Source organism: Micromonospora sp. NPDC050187 (assembly GCF_044459745.1).
Taxonomy (GTDB): domain Bacteria; phylum Actinomycetota; class Actinomycetes; order Mycobacteriales; family Micromonosporaceae; genus Micromonospora.
In genome coordinates this window covers 1-14817 of sequence record NZ_JBITJH010000004.1, presented here as the reverse complement: position 1 = coordinate 14817, position 14817 = coordinate 1, and the positions used below count along the sequence as shown (strand labels likewise).

Genomic DNA, 14817 nt, shown 5'->3' with positions numbered 1-14817 from the left:
GGCTACGGCGTACCTCCGGCGCCGGCTCATCCGGTCGGGCCGAACCGCTCGGTGCGGATCCGGCGGGCCGGGTGGCCCAGGCCCACCAGCAGGTCCGCCACGGTCTCCACGAAGCCGGTGGGACCGCAGACGTAGCAGAGCGGCTCCAGCTCGGGCGGCCAACCGTGACGGTTCACGTCGGCCAGACCGATCCGGTGCGGATCCCCCCGCCAGCCGTCCGGGGCCCGCCGGGTGTAGACGTACGCCACGTCCAGGCCACCGTCGTCGCGGGCCCGGCGGCGCAGCTCGTCGGCGTAGATGACGTCGTCCGGGGTCCGCACCGAGTAGACCAGCCGGAATGGCGTCCGGTTGCCGGCCGCGCGCCGGGCCCGGACCATCGCCATCAACGGCACCACCCCGGACCCGCCGGCCACCAGCAGCACCGGCGCCGTCTGGTCGGTACGCCAGACGAACCACCCGCCCACCGGGCCGCGTACCTCGACCGGATCGCCCTCGGCGTACACGTCGACCAGGTACGGCGACACCTCCCCGTCGGGGAACCGCTGCACGGTCAGCTCGATCCGGCTGCCGTCCGCCGGAGCGGCCAGCGAGTACGCCCGGGCAGCCTGGTAGCCGTCCTCGGCAGTGAGCCGGACGTCCACGTGCTGGCCGGGCAGGTGCCCCGGCCAGCCGGGCACGTCGAGGAGCAGGGTCTGCGCGGTCGGTGTCTCCACCCGGCGTTCGACGAGCCGGGCCACCCGCCAGGTCAGCGGGCCACGCCCGCCACCGGGGGTGGACACCTCAGTCGCCCTGGTAGCGCTGCTCGCGCCACGGGTCGCCGTAGTCGTGGTAGCCGGCGGTCTCCCAGAAGCCGGGCTGGTCCTCGACCAGCAGCCGGATGCCCCGCACCCACTTGGCCGACTTCCAGAGGTACAGGTGCGGCACGAGCAGCCGGGCCGGCCCGCCGTGTTCGGCGGGCAGCGGCGCGTCCGCGTAGCGGTGCACCACCCAGGCCCGGCCACCGCGCAGGTCGTCCAGGGGCAGGTTGGTGGTGTACCCGCCGTACGAGTGGACCAGCGCGTACCGGGCGGCGGTGTCGATCCCGGTCAGGAGGGTGTCCAGCGAGACGCCCTGCCAGGTGGTGCCGAGCTTCGACCAGCGGGTGACGCAGTGGATGTCCACGGTCGGCGTCTCCTGCGGCAGGCCCATCAGCTCGTCCCAGGTCCACCGGAACTCCGCGCCGCCCTCGGTGGCGACGACGAACTCCCAGTTCGCCAGCTCGACCCGGGGCGTGGGGCCGGCGGAGAGCACCGGGAAGTCCGGGGTCAGGTACTGCCCCGGCGGCAGGTCCGGTCCGGCCGACCGGGGCCGGCCCTGGAAGCCGGGCGACACGATTCCCACCGGTCAGTCGTACCACCCGGGCCGGCGTCCGCGACGCCGTTCGCGCCAACGACCACCCGCACGTTGATCTCAACCGGGTTCCCGCCGTAGATTTGGGCACCAGCAGTGAGGAGCGTGGATGCGGACCATCGACTGGCGGGACGGGCGGATCGTCGCTATCGACCAGACCCGACTGCCGCACGAGGTCGAGTTCCTGGAGATCGAGACCATCGAGGCGCTGGTCGCCGCGATCCGGTCACTGGCGATCCGCGGCGCGCCCGCGATCGGCGTGGCCGGGGCACTGGGGGTGGCCCTCGCCGCCCGCCTGTACGGCGACGACCCGGCGGAGCTGCGCCGGGCCACCGACGCGGTCCGGGAGGCCCGGCCCACGGCGGTCAACCTCGCCTGGGGCGTGGACCGGGTGCGGGCACGGCTGGACGCCGACGGCGCCCAGGCCGCGCTGGCCGAGGCGCTGACCGTGCTGGAGGAGGACGTCCGCTGCTGCCGCGAACTCAGCGAGCGGGGCGCGCGCTGGCTGGTCGAGACGGTCGGACCGAAGGTCGCGGTGCAGACCCACTGCAACGCCGGGGCACTGGCCACCGTCGAGTGGGGCACCGCGCTGGGTGTGGTGCGGTCCCTCCAGGAGCACGGCGCGCTGGGTCACGTCTACGCCTCGGAGACCCGTCCTCTGCTCCAGGGTGCGCGACTGACCGTGTGGGAGCTGGCGCAGATCGGCGCGTCGCACACCCTGGTGGTGGACTCCGCAGCCGCGTCCGTCCTGGCCCAGGGGCTGGTCGACGCGGTCGTGGTCGGCGCGGACCGGATCACCGCCAACGGTGACGTGATCAACAAGGTGGGGACGTACCCGCTGGCCCTGGCGGCGGCCCGGGTCGGCGTGCCGATGGTGGTCGCCGCCCCGGAGTCCACCGTGGACCTCGCCACGCCGTCCGGACGGGACGTCACCATCGAGGTACGCGCCCCCGAGGAGATCACCGCCCTCGGCGCGGCGGCACTGGCGCCGCAGGGCACCGAAACGCTCAACTACGCCTTCGACGTGACCCCGGCCGACCTGGTCACCGCGATCGTCACCGAACGCCGGGTCATCCTGCCGGCCGCCGGTGGTCGTCCCGACGACCCGATCGACCGGTCCTGACCGGGCCCACCCCGCCGACCACCACCGACCCGCCCGGTCCTCCGACCGGGCGGGACCGGCCTGTCGGTCCCGCCCCGCCCGCCGGCCGTGACCGGCCGGTCCGACCCACCCCGCGAGGAGCCGCCGTCATGCTCAACCGCTGGTCCGTCGACGACGCCCCGGACCGGTCCGACCCGGTCGCGCAGCTCGTGTACGCCTCCCGGCTGCTCGGTGCCGACACCGGCCTGGTGCTGCACGGCGGGGGCAACACCTCGGTCAAGACCACGGTCGCCGACCTCACCGGGGAACCGGTGGAGGTGCTCCACGTCAAGGGCAGCGGCTCCGACCTCGCCACCATGGACGCCTCCGGCTTCACCGCGTTGCGCCTGGCCCGGCTGCGGGCGCTGCTGCGGCTGGAACGCCTCGCCGACACCGGCATGATGAACGAGCTGCGCTGCGCCCGGCTCGACGCGACCGCGCCGGACCCGAGCGTCGAGTCGCTGCTGCACGCTCTGCTGCCGCACCCGGCGGTGCTGCACAGCCACGCCGACGCGCTGCTCACCCTGACCAACCAGCCCGAGGGCCGTCGGCTCGTCGAGGAGGTCTACGGCGACAGCGTGGTCGTCGTCCCGTACGTGATGCCCGGTTTCGACCTCGCCCGGGTCTGCGCGGAGATCTTCCCGGTGCAGGCCCATGCGGGCACCGTCGGCATGGTCCTGCTCAACCACGGCCTGTTCACGTTCGGCGCGGACGCCGAGGAGGCGTACCACCGGCACATCGACCTGGTCGGCCGGGCCGAGGCGCGGCTGGCCCGCCGGACCGCGCCGACCCGGGCCGCCGGGTCGGCCGGGTCTGGCCCGGTCGACCGGGTCCGCCTGGCCCGGCTGCGGGGGGAGATCTCCACCGTCGCGGGGGCCCCGATGGTGCTCAGCCGGTACGACGACCCGACGGTCCGCGCGTTCCTCGACCGGCCCGACCTGGCCGCGGTCGCCACGCGCGGCCCGGTCACCCCCGACCACGTGCTGCGCACCAAGCGCGTCCCGCTGGTGGGCACCGACGTGGCCGGGTACGCCGAGGAGTACCGCCGGTACGTCGCCGAGCACCGGGGGCGGGCCCGCGCGGCGCTGACCATGCTCGACCCCGCTCCCCGGGTGGTCCTCGACCCCGACCTGGGCCTGCTCACCGCCGGCCGCCGGCCGACCGACGCCCGGATGGCGCAGGACATCTACCGGCACACCATCGACGTCATCTCCGCGGCCGAGGCGATCGGCGGCTACCAGGCGCTGCCGGCCGGCGACATCTTCGACGTCGAGTACTGGGAACTCGAGCAGGCGAAGCTGCGGCGCGGCGGACCGGTGCCGGAGTTCGCCGGCGAGGTTGCGGTGGTGACCGGGGCCGCCTCGGGCATCGGCCGCGCCTGTGCCGAGGCGCTCCAGGCACGCGGGGCGTGCGTGGTCGCCCTGGACCGGGACCCGTCGGTCACCGGGGCCGACGGGGTGGCCCGGCTCGGCCTCCAGGTCGACGTGACCGACCGGGCGGCGGTGGACGCCGCACTCGACAGCGCGGTGGAGCGGTTCGGCGGGGTGGACATCGTCGTCGCCGCCGCCGGGATCTTCCCGGCCAGCCAGCAGATCGCCGGGCTGGAGCCGGAGGCGTGGCACCGGACCATGGCGGTGAACGCGGAGTCGGTGGCGTACCTCTTCTCCCGGACCCACCCGCTGCTGGCGCTGGCGCCCCGGGGTGGCCGGGTCGTCGTGGTCGCCTCGCGCAACGCCCTGGCCCCCGGGCCCGGCGCGGTCTCCTACTCCGCCTCCAAGGCGGCGGTGGTCCAGGTGGCCCGGGTGGCCGCGCTGGAGTGGGCGTCCGACGGCATCCGGGTCAACGTCCTGCATCCCGACGCGGTCTTCGACACGGGCCTGTGGACACCGGAGGTGCTCGCGGCCCGGGCGGCGCACTACGGGCTGACCGTGGAGCAGTACAAACGGCGCAACCTGCTCGGTACGGAGATCACCAGCGCCCGGGTGGCCGACCTGACCGCCGCCCTGTGCGGCGAGACGTTCGCGGCCACCACCGGGGCGCAGATCCCCGTCGACGGCGGGAACGAGCGGGTGATCTGACGCGGATCACCGGTGGGCGGGAGGGTTCCCGCCCACCGGTGACGGGTCACTGCCGCCGCTCGACCACCTCGGGTAGGCCCGGCTCGGACTTGCGGGTGGCCCGCAGACTGGTCAACGTGACGATCACCAGCACGCCGATGATCACGCCGAGCGAGGCGAGCGTCGGGATCTCCGGCACCCCCGACCAGATGCCGTGCGCCCAGTGCAGGCCGAGCTTGACGCCGATGAAGGCGAGGATGACCGCGAGGCCGTAGCTGAGGTGCACCAGGCGGCTGAGCGCGGCGTGCAGCACGAAGTACAGCGCCCGGAGCCCCAGCAGAGCGAAGGCGTTGGTGGCGAAGACCAGGTACGGGTCCTCGGTGATGCCGTAGACCGCGGGCACCGAGTCGACGGCGAAGACCACGTCGGTGGCGAGCACGGCGACCACGACCAGGGCCATCGGGGTGAGCGCCCGCCGGCCGTTCTTCAGCCGGACGGTCATGTTGGGGCCGTGGTACTCCTCGGTGACCGGCATGAACTTGCGCAGCAGGCGCACCGAGCGCATGTTGGCGATGTCCACCTCCTGCTCGTGACCGGAGAGCGCGTCACGCAGCAGCTTGACCGCGGTGGCGAGCAGGATGATCGCGAAGAGCAGGAAGGCGAAGTCGAGGGTCTGCAGGGCCGCCGCGCCGAGGGCGATGAACACGCCGCGCAGCACCAGCGCGCCCGCGATGCCGTACAGCAGCACCCGCTGGGCCAGTGCCGACGGCACCGCGAAGGCGGCCAGCAGGAGCATGAAGACGAAGAGGTTGTCGACCGACAGCGACTTCTCGACCAGGTAACCGGTGAGGTACTCGACGCCCTGCTGGGAGCCGTACCGGGACCAGACCCAGCCGCCGAAGGCCAGTGGCAGGGCGACGTAGAACGCCGACCAGCCGAGCGCCTCCTTCATCGTCACCTCGTGCGGCCGCCGGGTGACGATGAAGTCGAGCACCAGCAGGACGAGGACACCGACGATGGTGACCGTCCAGAGGGTGGGGGTACCGACCGAGGACAACCCGGCGGACAGGTACGTGATATCGCTCATGGAGCCTCCTCGAACACCATTCCATGTTCGAGGTCTCCTTCACCCACCGTTCGTGGGCAACCACCCGAGGCCGCTCCGGGCGGCCGTACTGACCGGAATGGTTCGTGGGAAGTACTCCCCTCGCCAGGGCAAGGTTAGGTCAGGCCGCCGGAGGCCGCCACACCAGGGCGGGATCGCGTGTCGCGGCCCGTACGGCGGCGGTGACCCGGTTCACGCTCAGGTCGGCCATGCAGGCCGGACCGGTCGGGTCGAGCGGGCAGCGTGCCTCCCACCAGCAGGGTTGTTCGGTGATCGCGGTGGCCCGGCGGTGCGGGCACGCCGGCAGCCCCTGGAGGTCGACCCCGCCCACGCCGTAGCGGCGGGCGTCGGTGGGGCCGAAGAGCCCGACGGTCATCGCGCCCGCCGCGGCGGCGAGGCGCAGCGGCCCGGTGTCGGGACCGACGACCACGCCGCCCCGGCGGGCCACCGCGGCGAACTGCCCGGCGAGGGCGGTCAGGTCGCCGGGCGGCAGCGGGACGCCGGGCGGGTCGTCGTCCGCGCCGACGGCGCAGTGATCTTCCCCGACCAGGGGTGGCACGGTCAGCACCGGATACCCGAGGGCGGCGAGCCGGCCGGCGAGGGCACGCCAGGAGCGGTCCGGCCACCGCTTCACCGCCATGCCGGCGTCGGTGACCAGCACCACCGGCCCGGCGACCGGCCGCCGGGTCGCGGCCACCAGACGGTCGACGGTCTCCTCCCCGACGGCACGGGCCGACGCGGGCAGGCGCACCCGGGGAGGCACGTCCAGGTCCGCCCGGGTGAGCAGTCCCTCGGCGTGCAACAGGCGCAGGTAGCGGGCACCGACCGGCTCGCCCGGCGGCGGTCGCCGCCACAGGTCGGTGACGCAGCGGGCACCGGAGGCGAGCAGCAGGTCCGGGATGCCGTCGTAGCGGGTGGTGGTGACCGCGAGGTCCGGCCGCCGCGCGGCGAGCGCCTCGACCACGGCCGCCCGCTCCGCGCCGGGCCGGCCGTGCCGGGGGGTACGGACCTCGGCCACCGCCGGGTCGACGCGGAGCAGTCCGGCACCGGGCTCGTGGGTGAGCACCCGCAGCCGGGCGTCCGGGTTGCGCCGGGCCAGGCCGTGGATCGACGGCAGCAGCATGAGCAGGTCACCGATCCCGCCGAGCAGGTCGACCACCAGGATCTCGGCGTGCCGGTCAGCCATCGTGGCGTCCGAGCAGCCGCTGGTAGAGGTCACGGTGCGCGGCGGCGACCCGGGGCCAGGCGTACCCGGCGGCCAGCGTGCGCCCCCGCTCGGCGAGCCGGCGACGCAGGACCGGGTCGGCGAGCACCCGCCCGACGGTGGCGGCCAGCGCGTCGCTGTCCCGGCGTTCCGGGACCACCGCCACCGCGCCGCTGCGGTGCAGTCCGTCGCCACCGTCGTCGGGCACGGTGACCACGGTCGGCCGGCCGTGGGCCAGCGCGGCGAGCAGCGCCCCGCTCTTCAGCGTCACCCCGGCGGTGAACGGCAGCACCACCACGTCGGCGGCGTGCAGGGCCGCCGACGCGCGCTCCGGGGACAGGTACCCGGTGAAGACGACCGCGTCGGCCACCCCGTGACGGTGGGCCAACGCGGTCAGCTCGTCCCGGAACGCGCGGGCCTCCGCCTCCGGCAGGGCCTGGGAGGTGAACCCGCCGGCCACCAGCAACCGCAGGTCGGGGTGGCCCCGACGGAGCGCGGGCAGCGCTCCGATCAGGTGGCGGATCCCCTTGACCGGATGGACGAAGCCGAAGAAGACCAGCAGCGGCGCGCCGGCGGGCAGGCCGAAGTCCGCCCGCAGCCGCCGGCCGGCGGTGGTCCCGTCCGGCCGGTCGGTAACGTTCGGGGCCAACGGCACGCGCACGGTCGGCACCCCGGTGCGGGCCCGGACGGCCGCGTCGTGCCCGCCGTTGGTGACGACCACCGCCGCGCTGGCCGGCACCAGCCGCCCGGTCTCCCGGTCCCAGAGCCGGGTGCGTTCCAGCAGCGACCACAGGGGTCCGGGCAGCCAGCCGGGCACCGCCCACGAGCCGTACTCGTGCACCGTGGTGACCAGGGGGACGGTTCGGGGCAGCCGGAACGGCAGCAGGCCGGGCAGCCCGGAGAACCGGTACGCCGAGGGGGCGAACTGCACGTGCACCAGGTCGACGTCGAGCCGGCGGACCCGCTCGGCGGCGCGGGCGGTGGCGGTGAGCCAGCGCAGGGGTGCCCGGCCGGCGGGGCGGACCGGGACGGGGGTGACCGTCACCCCGGCGTCGTCCAGCGCGCGAACCAGGTGCGCGACGTAGTCGCTGACCCCGTCGCGGTCCACCGGGGCGGGGCCGTGCGGCATCGCCACCCGGATCCGGTCCCTGCCGGCCACCGCGCCTCCCCCGTCGCTCGGATGCCGTCCAAGGCCCACCCCAGACGGCACGCGTCCGACGGGGGCGTGTGTCTTCCCGTCGGGACGGCGGGAAAACCCGTCGCCCCGACGGGCGCGGGCAACCCCCGGGTCGGGCGGTTGCAGGGGTCCCCTCCTACCGCTTTTTGATGAGGAAGGGCCCCCTGCAACCACCCCAGCCGGCGGCCGACCCCGGCGAGCACCGGGCGCGGGACGTGCGTGTCCCCTGCCGGGGACCGTGGTGGCCTATGGTGTGCCGGTGACCGACGAGACTGCGCCCGCCGGTCCGCTCGCCGGGCTGCGGGTGGTGGAGCTGGCCGGCATCGGCCCCGGGCCGTTCGCCGCGATGATGCTCGCCGACCTCGGTGCGGACGTGGTCCGGGTGGACCGGACGACCGAGGTCGACCCGGGGGCCTTCGGCACCCCGCACCCGGACCTGCTGAACCGGGGACGCCGCTCGGTGGCGGTGGACCTGAAGTCCGCCGGCGGACGCGAGGTGGTGCTGGTGCTGGCCCGGGGCGCGGACGCGCTGATCGAGGGCTTCCGGCCGGGGGTGACCGAGCGCCTCGGCGTCGGTCCCGCCGACTGCCTCGCGGTGAACCCCCGGCTGGTGTACGGGCGGATGACCGGCTGGGGGCAGGACGGTCCGAACGCCCCGCACGCCGGGCACGACATCGGTTACCTGGCGCTGACCGGCGCGCTGCACGGGATCGGGCGGGCCGGGCAGTGCCCGGTGCCGCCGCTGAACCTCCTCGGCGACTTCGGCGGCGGCGGCATGATGCTGGCGCTGGGCGTCGTCTCCGCGCTGTACGCCGTCCGGTCCGGTGCCCGGGGCCAGGTGGTGGACGCCGCGATCGTCGACGGCGTGGCGGTGTTGAGCACCATGATCCACGGCCTGCGCGGGATGGGGATGTGGCAGGACCCGCGCGGGGTGAACCTGCTCGACGGCGGCGCACCCTTCTATGACACGTACGAGTGCGCCGACGGCCGGTACGTCGCGGTCGGTGCGCTCGAACCGCGCTTCTACGACGAGCTGGTCAGGCGCACGGGGTTCCCGCTGCCTCCGGACGAGCCGTTGGATCGGACCGACCCGGCGAACTGGCCGGCGTTGCGGCGGGCCTGGGCCCGGCTGTTCCGGAGCCGCACCCGCGACGAGTGGACCGCGTTGGCGGGCGACTCCGACGCCTGCCTGGCCCCGGTGCTCGACTGGGCGGAGGCCCCGACGCACCCGCACATGGCCGCCCGGGAGACCTTCGTCCGGCACGCCGGGGTGGAGCAGCCGGCTCCCGCGCCGCGCTTCTCCGGGACCCCGACCGGGCTGCGTCGTCCGCCGCCCCACCCGGGGGAGCACACCGACGAGGTCCTCGCCGAGCTGGGCTATCCGCCCGACCGGATCGCGGCGCTGCGCGCCGCCGCCGCCGTCGCCTGAAGCGGACCGGTCAGGCGGGTGGAGCCTCGGGACGGGTGGTGGTGTGGCCCGGTCAGGCGCGACGCAGGCTGGCGCCGGGGGCCATCGCCGGCTCGACGAGGTCCCGGTAGTCACGGGGAAGCTGGGCCGCCACGTCGTCGAACTCGCCGCCGGTGATCGCCTCGCGCAGGGTGACGAAGACGGCCCGGATGCCGGAGCGGGCGGCCGGGGAGTCCGCGTCGGCGCGCTGGCCGACCCGGGCCACGAACTCCGACGCGCCGAACCGTTCGGCGTGCTCGGTGCTCGGGGTCTTCCGCAGCAGCAGCTGCAACGGCTTGGGCAGCTGCGCGGCGAGGTCGAGGGCCTCTCCCCCGGTCAGGCGTTCGGCCAGTGTCTCCAACGTGGCGCGGGTCAGGTCGACCGCCCGGGCGGAGGGCACCCCGGCCCGCTGGGCGACCTGGTCGACGAAGGTGTCGTAGTTCATGCGGCGCTCTCTCCTCGACTGGGACGGATCCGGGGGCGTACCCGGCGGGCGGCCCGGGAAACAGCGGCGGGCGTCCGTCGCCGGGTCCGGGCCACCGGTTTCTCCGGGTACGGAGGCGTGACCGCCGGGCGGGCGGGTAACCGCAGCCGGTCGTGGACCGACGAGAGGCGGCGGAGGAGTCCTGCCATGGTGAGTGACACCGACGTGCTGCGGTACCTGTCGAGCCTGGACTACCCGGCGGGCAAGGATGACGTGGTACGCCAGGCCGAGCGGGAGGGCGCACCCCCGGAGGTGCTGCGGGCGCTGCGCGCGCTCCCGCCGGTGGACTACGCCAACGGCAACGAGGTCGCCCGGTCGGCCGGTACGGACACCGCGCCGGAGCTCAGCCGCTCCCAGCGGGCGGCCCAGGCGCGGGAGCCGCACACCCGCGTCTCGCAGCACCTGCGCCGGATCTGAGTGCCGGGGCGGGCGGGGCACCCCGGACGGCGGGCGGCGCACCCGTGTGGCGGTTGACGACACGCCACCCGGACCGGCCGACGCCGGCCTCGGTGCAGCTCACCGTGATGGGTCTGATCGGGATCTGCACCGGGATCCTGTTCGGGGTGCTCGTCTCGGCACGGCTCGCCCCGCTCCTCGGCTGGGACGTGGCCGCGCTGACGTACCTGGTCCTGGCCTGGCGCACCCTCTGGCCGATGGACGCGGACCGGACCGCCCGGCTGGCCATCCACGAGGACCCCAACCGGGCGGTCCGGGACGTGCTGCTGCTGACCGCCTGCGTGGCGAGCCTGGTGGCGGTCGGAGTCATCATGAGCACCGCCCGACAGGCGCCGGCCGGGCTGTCCCGGGACCTCTACAGTGCCCTCGGCATGGTGAGCGTGCTGCTCTCCTGGCTGGTGGTGCACACCGTCTACACCACCCGGTACGCCCGGATCTACTACACCGGGCCGGACGGCGGCATCGACTTCCGCCAGGACCGTCCACCCTGCTACGCGGACTTCGCGTACGTGGCGTTCACCGTCGGGGCCACGTTCCAGGTCTCCGACACGGACCTGTGCAGTCACGAGATGCGCAAGACAGTGCTGCGCCACATGCTGGTGTCGTACCTGTTCGGGGCGATCATCATCGCCGCGACGGTGAACCTGGTGGCCGGACTGTCCCGCTGAGCACGCCGCGCGACGGGTGCGGCCGGCGGTCGCCCATCCCTGGCGTCGCCGGGGCGGTTCGGCCGGACATGCGGGCGCCCGGGCCACGAACCGCGACCCGGGCGCCACACGACAACACCACCGGCGTCTGCGCACCCCGGATCGGGGTGCCACCACCAGGCGGCCGGCATCCGCCCGAACCGGGCGGCCAGCACTGCCAGGACCAGCGTACGATGCCATGTCCTGCGAATGGGCAGTAGTCGGCAAACTGTGGGACAACGCACCGTCAGCGGGCCAGCTCGGCGTACCGTTTCTCCAGGTCGACCCGGGCCAGCGCCCCGACCAGCCAGGCCAGCCGCTCGGACTCGCCACTGCCGGCGAGACCGGCCAGATCACCGGCGGAGCGTCCCAGACCGAGGCGGCGGGCGGCGGTCAACGCCCGGCGGTCGGCGACCGGTGCCACCTCCCGCCACAGCACCTGGACCTCGCGCAGGAAGAGGTCCACCACCGGAGCGTCCACGCCGGGCAACTCGGCCAGCAGGCCCCGCTCCCCGGCCGGGTCGCGGTGGGCGAGAGCCCGGAGCCGCCGCAGGTCGCCCCGGTAGCGCTCGACGACGGCGAGGGCGAGGTCACCGAGGGTGTCGGCGAGTCCCTCCGGATCCGTCCGGAACCCGCTGTCGCGCAGCAACCGGGTGCGGTGCTCGTGCCGGGACCGGGACATCCGGCCGGCGCTGTCCCAGCCGGCCTCCCGGAAGGCACCGGTGGCGGCCAACGCACGCCGGAAGTCGCCCGGCCGGGCGAGCAGCACCGAGAGCACCAGCACCTGGAAGAGGCTGCCCGGATTGTTGGTGACCCGGAAGCCGTACTCCTCGGCGAAGCCCCGGCCACCGGCCGCCAGCCGTCGGACCAGCCGCTTCTTGTCCTCGATGGTGGAGGTCGCTGTCGTCGCCATGACCGCGACTACCCGTGCGGCGGCCCGGCACGCCTGCCAGCTGCCGGCGTCGCTCAGTCGCGGAGCCGTCCGTGCCGGTCGCGGGCCTTGAGCCGGACCGTGGGCATGGTCGGCACGGGCAGCGGCGGGTCGGGGTCGTCGACCACGACGCCGAACCGACGCCCGGCCGCCCAGTCCTCGGACGCCGCCACGATCTCCTCGTGCGAACGGCCGACGAAGTTCCACCACATCACCAGCGGATCCTCGAACGGCGCTCCGCCGAGCAGCAGCAGCCGGGAGTCCCGCCCGTTCTCGACGGTCACGGTCTCCCGCCCCGGTGGCACGTAGAGCAACGCGCCGGGAGCCAACCGGACACCGTCCACCTCGGCGGAACCGGTCATGGCCAGCAGGCCGTGCTCGAAGTCGCGGCGCAGCGGCACGCGGACCGGCGCGGAACCCCGGGGCTCCACCTGCGCGCCGAGCAGCGGCGTGTGCACGACCGCCGGGGACCGGACGCCGGCCAGTTCCCCGACCAGCAGGGTCACGTCGAGGTCGCCGTCGCGCCAGTGGGGCAGATCCGGGTGGTGGTGGAAGTCGGGCGCGCCCGAGCGCGCCCCGTCGGGCAGCGCGACCCAGAGCTGGACACCGTGCATCGCCCTCGGCCGCTGCGGCGGGGACTTCTCCGAGTGGGCGATGCCGTGCCCGGAGGTCATCACGTTGAGCTGACCCGGGCGGATCAGCTGGACGTTGCCGAGGCTGTCCCGGTGGAGGATCTCGCCCTCCAGCAGCCAGGTGACCGTCTGCAACCCGGTGTGCGGGTGGGGTGGCACCTGCATGCCCGGCCGGCCGCCGACGTCGTCCGGCCCGAAGTGGTCAACGAAGCACCACGCCCCGACCATCCGCCGGGCCCGTTGCGGCAGCAACCGGCGGACCGTGGTGTACCGGCCGAGCGGCACGTCGTGCCCGGGCAGCAGCACGCTCCCCGGGTCGACCGGGACGACCCCCGGGGGCCGGGTCTGCGCCGGCATGGCCTGCTCCATCCCACCGACCCTACGTCACCCGCCGAGGGTGGTCAGGTCGGTACGCCGACACGGTCCCACCCCGCGAACGACACCCGCCGGTGAGCGATCAGGAGGCTGCGCAGCGTGCCCATGCCCGTAGCGGGAAGGTGGGCGACCTCGGTCGCGGCGGTTCCACTGTAGAAAGTGAGGCCGGAGCCGTGCGCCAAGGCGGGTGAGCCCGCGACGGGGGTCCGATCGGGTCTGCCGACCACAAGGCCTACTGCTTCAATAGGAATGCCAGCGCCGATCCGGAGGGGGAACCACGATGACGCGCGTGCCCGGGGACGAGGCCGAACATGACGCCCGCCGCGCACGGCAGTGGCTGGCCGGGCGGGCACGGGGTGAGGGAGTGCACCGCGAGCAGTTGATCGCGCTGGGCACCGCGATGGGCGCGCTCGCCGCGGCGGCCGGTGCACCCGACCCGGCCGGCGGCACCGGGCAGGTCGTCACGGATCCAGGCCCCGCGCCGGGGCCGGCGGGCCGGCCCGGCACCCCGGCGATCGTCAAACCGCTCGACCCGGACCTGCTCACCCGGTACGACGCCAATGCCGAGATGCGCTGGGAGGCCATGTCCGGGCAGGGGTACGTCGTCCCGACCGACCGGTTCTTCGTCCGCAACCACACCCGCACCCCGCTGGTGGACCGGGACACGTGGCGGTTGCGCCTGTTCGGTACCGGCCTGCGCGGGACCCCGACGCGGGACGACCCGGTCGAGTTCGGGTACGACGACCTCACCGCGATGCCCGCCGAGGAGATGACCGCCCTGCTGGAGTGCGCGGGCAACGGCCGCCACTTCTTCGGCACCCAGCAGGGCCGTCCGATGCCGGGAGTGCCGTGGGGTCTGGGCGCGGTGGGGGTGGGGCGCTGGCGTGGCGTCCGGTTGTCCACCGTGCTCCGGCGCGCCGGCCTGACCGACGCCGCCGTCGACGTGATGCCCGAGGGCCTGGACCCGGACTACGTCACCGGCGGCGTGAACCTCGGCCGGGTGCGCCGGCCGCTGCCGATCGCCAAGGCTCTCGACGACGTGCTGCTGGCGTACGAGATGAACGGCCGGACACTGCCGGTCGATCACGGATTCCCGGTGCGGTTGGTGGTGCCGGGCTGGATCGGCATCTCCTCGATCAAGTGGGTCGGTCCGGTCGAGGTCTCCGCCACCGCCCTCTTCTCCCCGTGGAACACCCAGTTCTACCGAATGTTCGGCCCCGGCCATCCGGCCGACGGGGGACCCGTGACGACCCAGGTCGTCAAGAGCGCCTTCGAACTGCCCTGGGACGCCCGCCTGCCCGGCGGAATGGATGTGGTGCTGCGCGGCCGGTCCTGGTCCGGCAACGGTCCGATCCGTACGGTCGAGGTCAGCACCGACGATGGCGACGGCTGGCGGCCCGCGATCCTCGACCCGCGGGACGAGGGGTCCGCCTGGCGGCGGTGGACGGCCGTGTGGCGTCCGCCGGGGCCCGGTCGGTGGACGCTGCGCGCCCGCGCCACCGACGTCACCGGGGCCGGCCAGCCGGAACAGGCCGATCCGAACAACCTCGGCTACCTGTTCGACGGCATCGTCAGGCACCCGGTGACCGTCACCTGAGTCAGCCTGTGCGCCCCTGGCGGCCACGGCATGGGAGACGTGTGTGGGCCGGCACCCCGGTTGGGGGTGCCGGCCCACACGTGTGATCAGGGTCAGCTGTTCCAGTGCTCGGCGACCAGGTCGGCGGCCTGCTTCT

General features: G+C 74.6%; 14 protein-coding genes. 6 read left to right on the top strand and 8 right to left on the bottom strand.

Annotation, left to right across the window (positions count from 1 at the left end):
- Positions 1-26: 26 nt before the first annotated feature.
- The gene (locus tag ACIBJE_RS07885) at positions 27-779 is read right to left on the bottom strand and encodes a ferredoxin reductase (protein ID WP_396744651.1); all 753 of its coding nucleotides are present in this window, start codon (positions 777-779) and stop codon (positions 27-29) included.
- Position 780: 1 nt separating this feature from the next.
- On the bottom strand, positions 781-1371 hold the full coding sequence (locus ACIBJE_RS07880) for a sulfite oxidase-like oxidoreductase (RefSeq protein WP_396745585.1): 591 nt from the start codon (positions 1369-1371) through the stop codon (positions 781-783).
- Positions 1372-1498: 127 nt separating this feature from the next.
- Here ACIBJE_RS07880 and mtnA point away from each other — a divergent pair, with 127 nt between their 5' ends.
- A complete protein-coding gene (mtnA, locus tag ACIBJE_RS07875) occupies positions 1499-2512 on the top strand; it encodes an S-methyl-5-thioribose-1-phosphate isomerase (protein WP_396744648.1) in 1014 nt (337 codons plus the stop codon).
- Between the two features lie 128 nt (positions 2513-2640).
- Positions 2641-4608, top strand: a complete 1968-nt coding sequence (locus ACIBJE_RS07870; protein WP_396744645.1) for a bifunctional aldolase/short-chain dehydrogenase — start codon at positions 2641-2643, stop codon at positions 4606-4608.
- A gap of 46 nt (positions 4609-4654) precedes the next feature.
- Here the strand turns inward: ACIBJE_RS07870 and ACIBJE_RS07865 are convergent, their stop codons facing one another.
- The 3 genes from ACIBJE_RS07865 to ACIBJE_RS07855 form a co-directional block, all read right to left on the bottom strand.
- Complete coding sequence (locus ACIBJE_RS07865) at positions 4655-5674, bottom strand: TerC family protein (protein WP_396744643.1); 1020 nt, start codon at positions 5672-5674, stop codon at positions 4655-4657.
- Positions 5675-5813: 139 nt separating this feature from the next.
- A complete protein-coding gene (locus tag ACIBJE_RS07860) occupies positions 5814-6878 on the bottom strand; it encodes a glycosyltransferase family 9 protein (protein WP_396744640.1) in 1065 nt (354 codons plus the stop codon).
- Positions 6871-8055: a glycosyltransferase gene (locus ACIBJE_RS07855; protein WP_396744637.1), complete on the bottom strand. Its 1185-nt coding sequence runs from the start codon at positions 8053-8055 to the stop codon at positions 6871-6873. The genes ACIBJE_RS07860 and ACIBJE_RS07855 overlap by 8 nt, the downstream gene beginning before the upstream one ends.
- Before the next feature lie 277 nt (positions 8056-8332).
- On the opposite strand from ACIBJE_RS07855, the gene ACIBJE_RS07850 reads away from it, so the two are divergent.
- A complete protein-coding gene (locus tag ACIBJE_RS07850) occupies positions 8333-9502 on the top strand; it encodes a CaiB/BaiF CoA transferase family protein (RefSeq protein WP_396744635.1) in 1170 nt (389 codons plus the stop codon).
- A 52-nt stretch (positions 9503-9554) separates the two neighbouring features.
- Here ACIBJE_RS07850 and ACIBJE_RS07845 read toward each other — a convergent pair whose 3' ends face one another.
- Positions 9555-9965 (bottom strand): DUF2267 domain-containing protein, encoded by a 411-nt coding sequence (locus ACIBJE_RS07845; RefSeq protein ID WP_396744632.1) that lies wholly within the window; start codon positions 9963-9965, stop codon positions 9555-9557.
- 186 nt (positions 9966-10151) lie between these two features.
- Here ACIBJE_RS07845 and ACIBJE_RS07840 point away from each other — a divergent pair, with 186 nt between their 5' ends.
- Complete coding sequence (locus tag ACIBJE_RS07840; protein ID WP_396744629.1) at positions 10152-10421, top strand: DUF2795 domain-containing protein; 270 nt, start codon at positions 10152-10154, stop codon at positions 10419-10421.
- Between the two features lie 53 nt (positions 10422-10474).
- A complete protein-coding gene (locus tag ACIBJE_RS07835) occupies positions 10475-11128 on the top strand; it encodes a DUF1345 domain-containing protein (RefSeq protein ID WP_396744626.1) in 654 nt (217 codons plus the stop codon).
- A 265-nt stretch (positions 11129-11393) separates the two neighbouring features.
- Here ACIBJE_RS07835 and ACIBJE_RS07830 read toward each other — a convergent pair whose 3' ends face one another.
- Together ACIBJE_RS07830 and ACIBJE_RS07825 are read right to left on the bottom strand one after the other, a co-directional pair.
- Entirely contained in the window at positions 11394-12059 is a 666-nt protein-coding gene (locus ACIBJE_RS07830) for a hypothetical protein (protein WP_396744623.1), read from the bottom strand.
- Between the two features lie 53 nt (positions 12060-12112).
- Positions 12113-13078 (bottom strand): pirin family protein, encoded by a 966-nt coding sequence (locus tag ACIBJE_RS07825; protein ID WP_396744620.1) that lies wholly within the window; start codon positions 13076-13078, stop codon positions 12113-12115.
- Positions 13079-13364: 286 nt separating this feature from the next.
- Here ACIBJE_RS07825 and ACIBJE_RS07820 point away from each other — a divergent pair, with 286 nt between their 5' ends.
- Positions 13365-14681: a sulfite oxidase gene (locus ACIBJE_RS07820; RefSeq protein ID WP_396744617.1), complete on the top strand. Its 1317-nt coding sequence runs from the start codon at positions 13365-13367 to the stop codon at positions 14679-14681.
- The last annotated feature ends 136 nt before the right edge of the window (positions 14682-14817 follow it).

What these genes read in the sequence shown, in the direction of transcription:
- ACIBJE_RS07845 (WP_396744632.1), bottom strand. Translation starts at nt 9,965, where the DNA reads ATGAACTACGACACCTTCGTCGACCAGGTCGCCCAGCGGGCCGGGGTG.
- ACIBJE_RS07860 (WP_396744640.1), bottom strand. Translation starts at nt 6,878, where the DNA reads ATGGCTGACCGGCACGCCGAGATCCTGGTGGTCGACCTGCTCGGCGGG.
- ACIBJE_RS07825 (WP_396744620.1), bottom strand. Translation starts at nt 13,078, where the DNA reads ATGGAGCAGGCCATGCCGGCGCAGACCCGGCCCCCGGGGGTCGTCCCG.
- ACIBJE_RS07830 (WP_396744623.1), bottom strand. Translation starts at nt 12,059, where the DNA reads ATGGCGACGACAGCGACCTCCACCATCGAGGACAAGAAGCGGCTGGTC.
- ACIBJE_RS07820 (WP_396744617.1), top strand. Translation starts at nt 13,365, where the DNA reads ATGACGCGCGTGCCCGGGGACGAGGCCGAACATGACGCCCGCCGCGCA.
- ACIBJE_RS07865 (WP_396744643.1), bottom strand. Translation starts at nt 5,674, where the DNA reads ATGAGCGATATCACGTACCTGTCCGCCGGGTTGTCCTCGGTCGGTACC.
- ACIBJE_RS07840 (WP_396744629.1), top strand. Translation starts at nt 10,152, where the DNA reads ATGGTGAGTGACACCGACGTGCTGCGGTACCTGTCGAGCCTGGACTAC.
- mtnA (WP_396744648.1), top strand. Translation starts at nt 1,499, where the DNA reads ATGCGGACCATCGACTGGCGGGACGGGCGGATCGTCGCTATCGACCAG.
- ACIBJE_RS07870 (WP_396744645.1), top strand. Translation starts at nt 2,641, where the DNA reads ATGCTCAACCGCTGGTCCGTCGACGACGCCCCGGACCGGTCCGACCCG.